This window comes from Cellulomonas iranensis NBRC 101100 = JCM 18110 (assembly GCF_001552375.1).
In the GTDB taxonomy this organism is placed as follows: domain Bacteria; phylum Actinomycetota; class Actinomycetes; order Actinomycetales; family Cellulomonadaceae; genus Cellulomonas; species Cellulomonas iranensis.
Map to the genome: position 1 here is coordinate 1 of NZ_BCRB01000105.1, position 10,625 is coordinate 10,625.

Here is a 10,625-nt window from a genome sequence, read left to right on the forward strand (position 1 = left end):
CCCGCCGCGACCGACGCACCGACCGGGCCCGCGGTCGCGGACGAGCGCCCCGCGTCCGTCGCGGCGTCGGCCGACGACTCCGCGCGCCCGGCCCGGTCGCTCGCCGTGCCCGTGGGTGCCGCGGCGGCCGCGCTCGCGGCGGTGGCGACGGCCGTCGTCGTCGTGCGCCGCCGGCGCAGCGCGTCGTGACCGGCGCGCGGCCGTCCGCCGTCCGCCGCGACCCCGTGCGGCTCGACCGCACCACCCCCTGACCCCCACCCCCGAGGCGCCCCCGCCCGGTCCCGCACGTCCCGAGGAAGGAACACGATGGAACGACGAACGACGACCCGCGCGAGACGCGGGCTGACGGCGGCGCTCACCGCGCTCGTCATGAGCCTGGGGGCCGCGGTCGCCGCGCTGCCGGCCGCCGCGGCGGGGGGACCCGAGGTCACGGTGCGGCAGACGCCCGCGGCCGACGGCACGCTCGACCTCGTGGTCACGGGGACGGGCTTCGAGGCGGCCGTGGCCGGCCCCGGCGTCTACGTGGCCGTGGGCCCGAAGGTCGGTGCCGACTGGTTCGTCGACGCGTCGCGCTTCCAGAAGGTCAAGTGGGTCAGCGTGTCGGCCACCGCCGAGACCGACTCGCGCGCGCCGCTCACGCCGCAGGGCACGTTCGAGCTCACGATCACCGGCGTCGCCCCGACGTTCACGGGCGGCGGCACGACGTACGACCACGCGACCACGCCGTTCCAGGTGCTGACGATGGCCGCGCACGGGTCGCCCGACCGGTCGCTCGACACCGCGACCGCGCTGACGTTCCCGACGCCCGAGCCGACCCCGGAGCCGACGCCCGAGCCGACCCCCGAGCCGACGGTCGAGCCGTCCCCGGAGCCGACGCCCGGCCCCGCTCCCGCCGTGCGCGTGTCGCGGACCGCGCTCTCGGCGGACGGCCCGACCACCGTCACGGTCGAGGGCACGGGCTTCCTGCCCTCGCTCGCGACCGGGACGCGACCGCCGCTGGCGGGGCGCGCCGCGGGCGTGTACGTCGTCTTCGGCGCGTTCCCCGAGGTGTGGGGCGCGTCGCAGGGCGCACCGTCGTCCGCGCGCGCGGCGACCGGCGCGACGCGCTGGGCCGTGCCCGCGGACTCGATGGCGACGATCGGCGGCCCCGGTGCGGGTGCCGTCGAGCTGCGGCCCGACGGGTCGTTCACGGCCGAGGTCGTCGTCGACAAGTCGGCGGTCGACGCGAAGTCGCCGGCGGCGGGCGCGCGGTACGGCATCTACACGTACGCCGGCTCGGGTGCCGTCGTCGCCGCCTACGAGACGGCCACGCCGCTGACGTTCACGTCCCCCGAGCCGACCCCGGAGCCGACGCCCGAGCCCAGCCCGGAGCCGACGCCGGAGCCCAGCCCCGAGCCGACGCCCGGTCCCGCCGTGACCGTGGACCGCACGGTCCGCGCCGACGGCCGGCTCGACCTCACGGTCCGCGGCACGGGCTTCGCCGCGGCCGCCGCCGGCCCCGGCCTGTACGTCGCGGTCGGACCGAAGGTCGGCGACCGCTGGTACGCCGACGCGTCGCGGTTCCAGCAGGCGAAGTGGGTGAGCGCGCGCACGACGGCCGAGACCGCGACGACCGCGCCGCTCGCGGCCGACGGCTCGTTCACGGTCCACCTCACGGGCGTCGCGTCGACGTTCACGGGCGGTGGCACGACGTACGACCACGCGACGACGCCGTTCCAGGTGCTGACGATGGCCGCGCACGGCTCGTCCGACCGGTCGTTCGACACCGCGACGCCGCTCTCGTTCGCCGGGACGCCCGCGCTCCCGGGTGTGGGCGAGCCGACCCCGGCCCCGGTCGAGGCCGGGACGGTCACGGTCGAGGGCCTGACGTCGGGGCGGGTCGTCGCCGGTGGCGAGCTCACGGTGACCGGCAGCGGCTTCGGCCCGGGCGAGACGGGCATCCGCCTCGAGCTGCGCTCCGACCCGGTCGTGCTGGCCGCGAACCTCACGGCCGACGCGTCGGGCGTGGTCACGGCGACGGTCACGGTCCCGGCGGGCACGCCGGCCGGGCGCCACACCCTCGTGCTGGTCGGCGCCGGGCAGACGCTGACGCAGGAGATCACGGTCACGGCGGCGCCCGCACGGTGCGTCGCGCGTGCCGTGACGGGTGCGACCCTCACGTGGGGCGTGCGGGACTCGTTCCGCACGTACGTGACCGGGCCGGTCGCGGGTGGTGCGGTGAGCGCCTCCGGCGTCTCGGGCGACGGTCCGTGGACGTGGTCGGGCGGCACCGGCCGGTTCAACCCGGACGGTCCCGCCGGGGCCGCGTCGTGGTCGGGCCGAGTGCACTTCACGGGCCACCACGGCCAGCTCGACCTCACGGTCGCCGACCCGCGCGTGCAGGTGACGAGCGCGTCGTCGGCCGTGCTGACCGCGAGCGTGACGTCGCCCGAGGGTTCCTCGCGCGTCACGCTCGCGACGCTCGCGCTGGGGTCGGGCTCGCGCACGGCGACCGCGGACCGAGTCGCGTACAGCGGCGTGCCGGCGACGCTGACCGCCGCGGGCGCGACGGCGTTCGCGGGCTTCTACCAGGCCGGTGAGCCGCTCGACCCGGTGTCGTTCACGCTGCCGCTCGGCGGCCAGGTGGAGTGCGACACGTCGACGGGGCTCGCGGTGACGGGTGCGGACGCGGCCGGTGCCGCCGGTGCGGCGGTCGTCTTCGTCGTGCTGGGCAGCGCGCTCGCGCTCGCGGCCCGTCGGCGTGCGCGGCTCGTGACCGTCTGACGTGCGGACGACGACGGGGGCGGCACCGGTCGGTGCCGCCCCCGTCGTCGTCGGTGCGGGTGCTCGCGGCCGCTCAGGGCGGGCGCGCCGCGCCCCGTCAGGACAGGTGCGCCGCGCCCAGGTCGGCGAACATCGCGCGGTTGAGGCGGAACGCGAGCCGCGCCTCCTCGACGACGTCGGCGCGCTGGGCGGGCGTGAGGTCGAGCGCGTCGAGGCGCTCGCGGTACGCGTCCTTGAACGGCTTGAGCTTGTGGATTTGCGGGAAGTCGTAGAACCGCACGCCGTCGCCGTCGAGCCCGTGGTGGCGCTCGATCATGCGCTTGAGCACCTGCCCGCCGGACAGGTCGCCGAGGTAGCGCGTGTAGGCGTGCGCGGCGTAGCGGGGCAGGTCGTCGCCGACCTCCTCGAGCCGCGCGACGTAGGCGGCGGTCGCGGGCAGGACGCGCACGCGGGCGCGCCAGTCGGGCCCGTGCAGGTGCGTCAGGTCGGCCTCGATCGCGGGCACGCGCTCGAGCTCGGCGAACACGAGCCCGGCGTCGGCGCCCGCGGCGACGAGCCGGTCGCCCGCGGCCTCGAGCGCGCGGTAGACAGCGTGCTGCTGGGCCGCGAGGTCGGCGTACCCGGCGAGCGGCAGGCGTCCGTCGACGAGGTGCTCGACGAACGGCGAGCGCTCGGCGTCCTCGTGGTCGGCGCGCGTGCCGGCGCGCAGCGCGGCGGACAGCGGCACGTCCGCGTCGGTCCCGGGGGCCCGCTCGTCGGTCTGTGCGGTCATGGGCGGGCTCCTCGGTGCGGCGGGGGCATGGACGGGCATGGACGGGCACGGACGCGCGCGGCGGTGCCGCGACGGTTGCTGACAGAACGTCAGGACGACACCGTAGATCAGGTGAGCCTCGCCTAACAAGACCGTCCGTCCAGGACCGCCGCGCCCGCAGCCCGGACGGTTCGGACGGTGCGCGGGCCGCCGCCCTATCCTGGGCGGCGGTCGACGCCCCGCACGCGCGTGCGGGGCGGCGCCGACGACACCCGCGCGGCCCGCCGGCCGCCCCGTCCGGAAGGCACCCCGTGGTCCTCTCGCCCGACGCCCCGTCCGTCCTGCGCATCGCCGTCCTCGGCTGCGGCGTCGTCGGCACGGAGGTCGTGCGCCGCCTGGTCACGGAGGCCGACGAGCTCGCGGCGCGCACGGGCGCGAAGCTCGAGCTCGTCGGGGTCGCGGTCCGCTCGCTCGACGCCGAGCGCGACCCGGTCGTCGACCGCGCGCTGCTGACCACCGACGCCGAGGCCCTGGTGGCCCGCGCCGACGTCGTCGTCGAGCTCATGGGCGGCATCGAGCCCGCGCGCTCGCTCGTGCTGCGCGCCGTCGAGCACGGCGCGTCGGTCGTCACCGCCAACAAGGCGCTGCTCGCGCAGGACGGACCGGCCCTCTACCAGGCGGCCGACGCCGCGGGCGTCGACCTCTACTTCGAGGCCGCGGTCGCCGGCGCCATCCCGATCGTGCGACCCGTGCGCGAGTCGCTGGCCGGCGACACCGTGCAGCGCGTGCTCGGGATCGTCAACGGCACCACCAACTACGTGCTCGACTCCATGACCACCACGGGCGACGGGCTCGACGAGGCCGTCGCCGAGGCGCAGGCGCTCGGCTACGCCGAGGCCGACCCCACCGCCGACGTCGAGGGCTACGACGCCGCCGCCAAGGCCGCGATCCTCGCGTCGCTCGCGTTCCACACGCGGGTCGCGCTCGACGACGTCGAGCGCGCGGGCATCACCGGGCTCACCGCGCAGGACGTCGAGTGGGCCGGGCGCACGGGCCACGTGCTGAAGCTCCTCGCGGTCGCCGAGCGCGCGCAGGGCGACGACGGCACCGCCGGCGTGCTCGTGCGCGTGCAGCCGACGCTCGTGCCCGCCGAGCACCCGCTGGCCGGCGTGCGGCAGGCGTTCAACGCGGTGTTCGTCGAGGCCGAGGCCGCGGGCGAGCTGATGTTCTACGGTCGCGGCGCGGGCGGTGCGCCCACCGCGTCGGCCGTGCTCGGGGACCTCGTGTCGGTCGCGCGGCACCGCGTCCTGGGCGGCAAGGGCCCGGTCGAGTCCTCGCACGCCGACCTGCCGGTGCTCGACGCGGGCCACGCGCGCTCGCGCTACCAGGTGCGCCTCGAGGTCGACGACCGCCCGGGCGTGCTCGCGCGCGTCGCGCACGCGCTGGCGGACCAGCACGTGTCGATCGAGTCGGTCCGCCAGACGCCCCGGGCCACCGGCGACGACGCGTCCGCCACGCTCGTCATCACGACCCACACCGCCCCCGTGCGCGCGCTGCGCACGACCGTCGACGCCGTCGCGGCGCTCGACGTCGTGCGCCGCGTCGTGTCCGTGCTGCCGGTGCTCTGAGACCCACCCCACCCACCCGAGAGAGCCGAACCCATGGCCCACCAGTGGCGCGGCGTCATCGCCGAGTACGCCGACCGTCTGCCCGCGCACGTCCAGGAGCGCGTCGTCACGCTGGGCGAGGGCGGCACGCCGCTCGTGCCCGCCCCGGCGCTGTCGGCGCTCACGGGTGCCGACGTGCACGTCAAGGTCGAGGGCATGAACCCGACCGGGTCGTTCAAGGACCGCGGCATGACGACGGCGATCTCCGCCGCCGCGGCGCGGGGCGCGCGCGCGGTCGTGTGCGCGTCGACGGGCAACACGTCGGCGTCGGCCGCGGCGTACGCGACCCGCGCCGGCATGGTCTGCGCGGTGCTCGTGCCGGACGGCAAGATCGCGATGGGCAAGCTCAGCCAGGCGGTCGCGCACGGCGCGCGCCTGCTGCAGGTCGACGGCAACTTCGACGACTGCCTGGTCGCGGCGCGCAAGCTCGCCGAGGCGTACCCCGTCGAGCTCGTGAACTCGGTGAACCCCGACCGCATCGAGGGGCAGAAGACCGGCGCGTTCGAGATCGTCGACGCGCTCGGCGACGCACCCGACATCCACTGCCTGCCGGTCGGCAACGCGGGCAACATCACGGCGTACTGGCAGGGCTACCGCGAGTACGCCGGGCTCGACGCGGGCGCCGCGCTGCCCGCCGTCGCGACGCGGACGCCCGCGATGTGGGGCTTCCAGGCCGCCGGCGCCGCACCCATCGTGCTCGGGCACCCGGTCGACCACCCCGAGACCATCGCGACCGCGATCCGCATCGGCAACCCCGCCTCGTGGCGGCAGGCCGAGGACGCGCGCGACGTGTCGGGCGGCGTCATCGAGTCCGTGACCGACGAGCAGATCCTCGCGGCGCACCGCGTGCTGTCGGCCGACGTCGGCGTGTTCGTCGAGCCCGCGTCCGCGTCGGGCGTCGCGGGCCTGCTGGCGCGTGCCGAGCGCGGTCTCGTGGCGGCGGGCGCACGCGTGGTCGTGACCGTCACGGGCCACGGGCTCAAGGACCCGCAGTGGGCGCTGCGCACGGCCGACGGCGGCGAGGTGCAGCCCGTGCGCGTGCAGGCGGACGTCGTGTCGATCGCCGACGCGCTCGAGCTGGCCTGACCGCCGTGCGGCTGCGTGCGGCGCACGTCCGGGTCCGGGTGCCCGCGACGTCGGCCAACCTGGGCCCGGGCTTCGACGCGCTCGGCGTCGCCCTCGGGCTGCACGACGAGATCGACGTCCGCGCGCTCGGCACGCCCGACGTGCGGGTCGAGGTCACGGGGGAGGGTGCCGGCGAGGTGCCCGACGGCGAGGACCACCTCGTGGTGCGGGCGCTGCGCGCCGCGCTGGACCACGTGGGCGCGCCGCAGACGGGCCTGCACCTCGTGTGCCGCAACCGCGTGCCGCACGGCCGCGGCCTGGGCTCGTCGGCCGCCGCGGTGGTCGCGGGGATCCTGGCGGCGCGCGGCCTGGTCGCCGACCCCGCCGCGCTCGACGACGACGTGGCGCTCGCGCTCGCGACGCGCCTCGAGGGGCACCCCGACAACGCGGCCCCCGCGCTGCTCGGCGGCCTGACCGTCGCCTGGTCGGACGACGCGCCCGCGGGCGGCGTCGCCGCGACCGGCCTGCCCCCGGTCCGCGCCGCGCGTCTCGCGGTGCACCCCGACGTCGCGCCGGTCGCGATCGTGCCGCCCGGTCACCTGTCGACGCACGCCGCGCGCGGCGTGCTGCCCGCGCAGGTCCCGCACGCCGACGCCGCGTGGCAGGCGGGTCGTGCCGCGCTGCTCGTCGAGGCGCTCGGTCGGCGCCCCGACCTGCTGCTCGCGGCGACCGGCGACCGCCTGCACCAGGGGTACCGGCGCGCGGTCATGCCCGCGTCGCTCGCGCTCGTCGACGCGCTGCGGGCGCGCGGCGTCGCCGCGGTCGTCTCGGGCGCCGGTCCGACCGTCCTGGCGCTCGCGCGGCGCGCGGGCGAGCGCCACGGCACCGAGGGGACGGACGCCGACGCCGCGGTCGCCGACGCGTTCGGCGGCGTCATGGCCGGCTGGCGCGTCCTCCCGCTGCCGGTCGACGCGACCGGCGGCACGGTCGCGACCCTGCTCGACTGACGCGCGCGCGGCCGGGTCCGGGCGGTCGCGGGTGAACCCCCGCGAGCGGCCACGGGCGTCGGACCCGCGGTGCTAGGCTGTTCGACGTTCCCCGGACCTCGTCCTCCGGCCCCCTGCGGATCCGACCGTCGACACCGTCGACGGACGACCGAGGTCTGCGACCTCCTGCTCGCGGACACCGCCGGACGGTCACCCGAGTCGACGACGAGGGGAACATCCCGCCCGCGTGAGCACACGTCGTCGTACGCAGCACGCGTGGTCACGCTCCACCTGGTCGCCGACCGGGTGCCGGCCCTGCCCCGGGAGCACCGGGAGGGCCCCGACGAGGGGGAAGGATCCTTCGTGACAGACACCATCGACGCCGCCGCGGGCGGCTCGGCCGCGGGCAGCATCTCCGCCATGAAGCTGCCCGAGCTCCAGTCGCTCGCCGCGCAGCTCGGCGTCAGGGGCACGAGCAAGATGCGCAAGGGCGACCTCGTGCAGGCGATCTCCGCCGCGCGCTCGGGCGAGCGCCCGCAGGCGCTCGAGGCGCGCACGACGCGTCGTGCGCGGGCCGTCGTCGAGGAGCCCGCGCAGGCTCCCGCCGAGCGTGCGGCCGAGGCGCCCGCGCCCGTGGCGCAGGCCCAGGACGACGCGCCCCGCGCGAGCCGGTCGCGCACCGCGCCGCGCGCCGCGACGGGTCAGGACGCCCTCGCGGGCCTCGAGGCCGCACTCGACGCGCGGCTCGCGCCGCACGAGGAGCGCGACGACCGTGCCGCGCGCGCGGTCGACGCCGTGGCCGCCGTGACCGGCGAGCGCCGCTCGCGCCGTGCCGGTCGGGGTGCGGGTGCGCCCGCGGCCGTCGAGCCCGAGGCGCCGCAGGACGACGAGCAGGGTGGCGAGCGCCGCTCGCGCGACCGCCAGCAGGCCGAGCGCCGTCAGGACCGCGCGCCCGACCGTGCCTCCGACCGTGCGCAGGGCGCGGGCGACCGTCGGCAGGCCGAGGCCCGCGACGACGAGCGCGCGCAGGACGACCGTCGCCAGGGTGCGACGCGTGGTGCCGCCCCGCAGGGCGACGCCGCGGACGACGACGAGCGCGGCGGCCGCCGTCGCCGCTCGCGCGACCGCTACCGCGACCGGGACCGCAAGCGCGGCCGCGGTCGCACGGGCGACCTCGCCGGCTTCGACGAGGTCGAGGTCGCCGAGGACGACGTGCTGCTGCCCGTCGCGGGCATCCTCGACGTGCTCGACTCGTACGCGTTCGTGCGCACCACCGGCTACCTCCCGGGCCCGAACGACGTCTACGTCTCGCTCAACCAGGTCAAGCGCCACGGCCTGCGCCGCGGCGACGCGATCACGGGTGCCGTGCGGCAGCCGCGCGAGGGCGAGCAGCCCGCGCCGGGCGGCCGTCCCAGCAAGTTCAACGCGCTCGTGCGGCTCGACACCGTCAACGGCCTCACGCCCGACGAGGCGCGCCAGCGCCCCGAGTTCTCCAAGCTCACGCCGCTGTACCCGCAGGAGCGCCTGCGCCTGGAGACCGAGCCGGGGCGTCTCACGCCGCGCGTGATCGACATCGTCGCGCCGATCGGCAAGGGCCAGCGCGGCCTCATCGTCGCGCCGCCCAAGGCCGGCAAGACGATCATCATGCAGCACATCGCGAACGCGATCACCGCGAACAACCCCGAGGTCCACCTCATGGTCGTGCTCGTCGACGAGCGCCCCGAGGAGGTCACCGACATGGAGCGGACGGTCAAGGGCGAGGTCATCGCCTCGACCTTCGACCGCCCCGCGTCGGACCACACGGTCGTCGCGGAGCTCGCGATCGAGCGCGCCAAGCGCCTGGTCGAGCTGGGCCAGGACGTCGTGGTGCTGCTCGACTCGCTGACCCGCCTGTCGCGCGCCTACAACCTCGCGGCGCCCGCGTCGGGCCGGATCCTGTCGGGCGGCGTCGACGCCTCGGCGCTGTACCCGCCCAAGAAGTTCTTCGGCGCCGCGCGCAACATCGAGAACGGCGGCTCGCTCACGATCCTCGCCTCGGCGCTGGTCGAGACGGGCTCGAAGATGGACGAGGTCATCTTCGAGGAGTTCAAGGGCACCGGGAACATGGAGCTGCGCCTGTCGCGCGGCCTCGCGGACAAGCGCATCTTCCCCGCGGTCGACGTCAACGCGTCGGGCACGCGCCGCGAGGAGGTCCTCATGAGCGGCGACGAGCTGAAGATCATCTACAAGCTGCGTCGCGTGCTGGGTGCGCTCGACCAGCAGCAGGCGATCGAGCTGCTGCTCGGCAAGCTGCGCGAGACCAAGTCGAACGTCGAGTTCCTGCTGCAGGTGCAGAAGACGACGCCCGGGCACAACGGCCCCGCGCTCGAGGACGGCGTGGGCAAGGTCGTCTGACCCGGCCACCGGCACCGACGCCGACGGCCCCGCACCCTCCCGGGTGCGGGGCCGTCGACGTGCCCGGCCGGGGTCCGGCGCGGCTACAGGCTCATCCAGCAGTAGAGCTGCTCGTCGGCGGCGACCGCGCGGCGCGCGAGGGCCGTGAGGTCGGTGACGAACGGGTGCAGGTCGTCACCGGTCGCGCCGGCGAGCTCCTCGGCGGTGGCCCAGCGCTCCGCGACGCCGGGCGCGCGCTCGTCGTCGAGCGACGCGAGCGCGTCGCGCGTGGACGCGGGCAGCTCGACGACCCACGGGCCGTCGGACGCGGCGGCGGACTCCTCGTCGGGCCAGACCAGCGCGGGGTCCTCGTCGTGGTCCTCGCCCGTGATCGCCGAGATCAGCGAGCCGAGCACGACGACGGGCTCGATGCCCTTGGCCTCGACGCCGTCGACCGTGGCGGTGCCCGGCCCCGCGCCCGGCACGGGCGTGAGGGGGCCGGCGTCCTCGCGCGACCCGAGCGCACGCGCGGCGTCCTGGTCCGCGGCGCGGAAGTAGTCGGTCAGCAGGCCCATGCGTGTCCTCCGGGGGGTCGGTCGCCGCGGTCTCGCGGCCTGTCGCATGCTGCCACGCGCGGGCCGTCGTTCCTGCACCGGGGCGCCCGCAGGTCCCGGGTGCGGCGCGCGCGTCGGGTGGACGATGCCCGCATGGGCGCGTGGACCGAGCGGGTGGCCGCGGCGTGCGCCGCGGGCGAGGCCGCCGTGACCGAGCTGCTGACGACGCACTCCGGGCTGCCGGGGCCGCGGGCGAACCTCGCGCTGCTCGCGGCGTTCGGGGACGTCGCGCCGGCGGACCTCGTGGTGCTCCTGGCCGACGCCGACGACGAGTACCTGCGCAGCTGCGGGACGGCCGCGCTCGGTCGCCTGCTGCTCGAGCACGCGCGCGCCGCGAGCCCGCGCGCGGCCGACGCCGGGGCGTGGCGCGCGACGCTCGACGCCCGCGCGTGCGACGCGTCGTGGC

8 protein-coding genes and 1 pseudogene are annotated in these 10,625 nt (G+C 77.0%); 7 read left to right on the forward strand and 2 right to left on the reverse strand.

Features of this window, described 5'->3' with window-relative positions; genetic code table 11:
• Positions 1 to 189: hypothetical protein (locus CS2_RS19165; RefSeq protein ID WP_217997398.1), on the forward strand; the 189-nt coding region annotated here is incomplete at its 5' end.
• Between the two features lie 117 nt (positions 190 to 306).
• On the forward strand, positions 307 to 2,763 hold the full coding sequence (locus CS2_RS18910; RefSeq protein ID WP_070320756.1) for an HtaA domain-containing protein: 2,457 nt from the start codon (positions 307 to 309) through the stop codon (positions 2,761 to 2,763).
• A 97-nt stretch (positions 2,764 to 2,860) separates the two neighbouring features.
• Here CS2_RS18910 and CS2_RS16195 read toward each other — a convergent pair whose 3' ends face one another.
• Positions 2,861 to 3,535: a biliverdin-producing heme oxygenase gene (locus CS2_RS16195; RefSeq protein ID WP_070320757.1), complete on the reverse strand. Its 675-nt coding sequence runs from the start codon at positions 3,533 to 3,535 to the stop codon at positions 2,861 to 2,863.
• Positions 3,536 to 3,825: 290 nt separating this feature from the next.
• On the opposite strand from CS2_RS16195, the gene CS2_RS16200 reads away from it, so the two are divergent.
• From CS2_RS16200 to rho, 4 genes are all read left to right on the forward strand, one after another.
• On the forward strand, positions 3,826 to 5,142 hold the full coding sequence (locus CS2_RS16200; RefSeq protein WP_070320758.1) for a homoserine dehydrogenase: 1,317 nt from the start codon (positions 3,826 to 3,828) through the stop codon (positions 5,140 to 5,142).
• A gap of 33 nt (positions 5,143 to 5,175) precedes the next feature.
• Positions 5,176 to 6,267 (forward strand): threonine synthase, encoded by a 1,092-nt coding sequence (thrC, locus tag CS2_RS16205; protein WP_070320759.1) that lies wholly within the window; start codon positions 5,176 to 5,178, stop codon positions 6,265 to 6,267.
• A 5-nt stretch (positions 6,268 to 6,272) separates the two neighbouring features.
• Complete coding sequence (gene thrB, locus CS2_RS16210; RefSeq protein ID WP_070320760.1) at positions 6,273 to 7,253, forward strand: homoserine kinase; 981 nt, start codon at positions 6,273 to 6,275, stop codon at positions 7,251 to 7,253.
• Positions 7,254 to 7,595: 342 nt separating this feature from the next.
• Positions 7,596 to 9,626 carry a transcription termination factor Rho gene (gene rho, locus CS2_RS16215; RefSeq protein WP_070320762.1) on the forward strand — a complete coding sequence of 677 codons (2,031 nt, stop codon included), beginning with the start codon at positions 7,596 to 7,598 and terminating at the stop codon, positions 9,624 to 9,626.
• Positions 9,627 to 9,709: 83 nt separating this feature from the next.
• Here rho and CS2_RS16220 read toward each other — a convergent pair whose 3' ends face one another.
• On the reverse strand, positions 9,710 to 10,180 hold the full coding sequence (locus tag CS2_RS16220; protein ID WP_070320761.1) for a hypothetical protein: 471 nt from the start codon (positions 10,178 to 10,180) through the stop codon (positions 9,710 to 9,712).
• A gap of 132 nt (positions 10,181 to 10,312) precedes the next feature.
• On the opposite strand from CS2_RS16220, the pseudogene CS2_RS16225 reads away from it, so the two are divergent.
• Positions 10,313 to 10,625 (forward strand): annotated as a pseudogene (locus CS2_RS16225) (hypothetical protein); the annotation flags it as partial.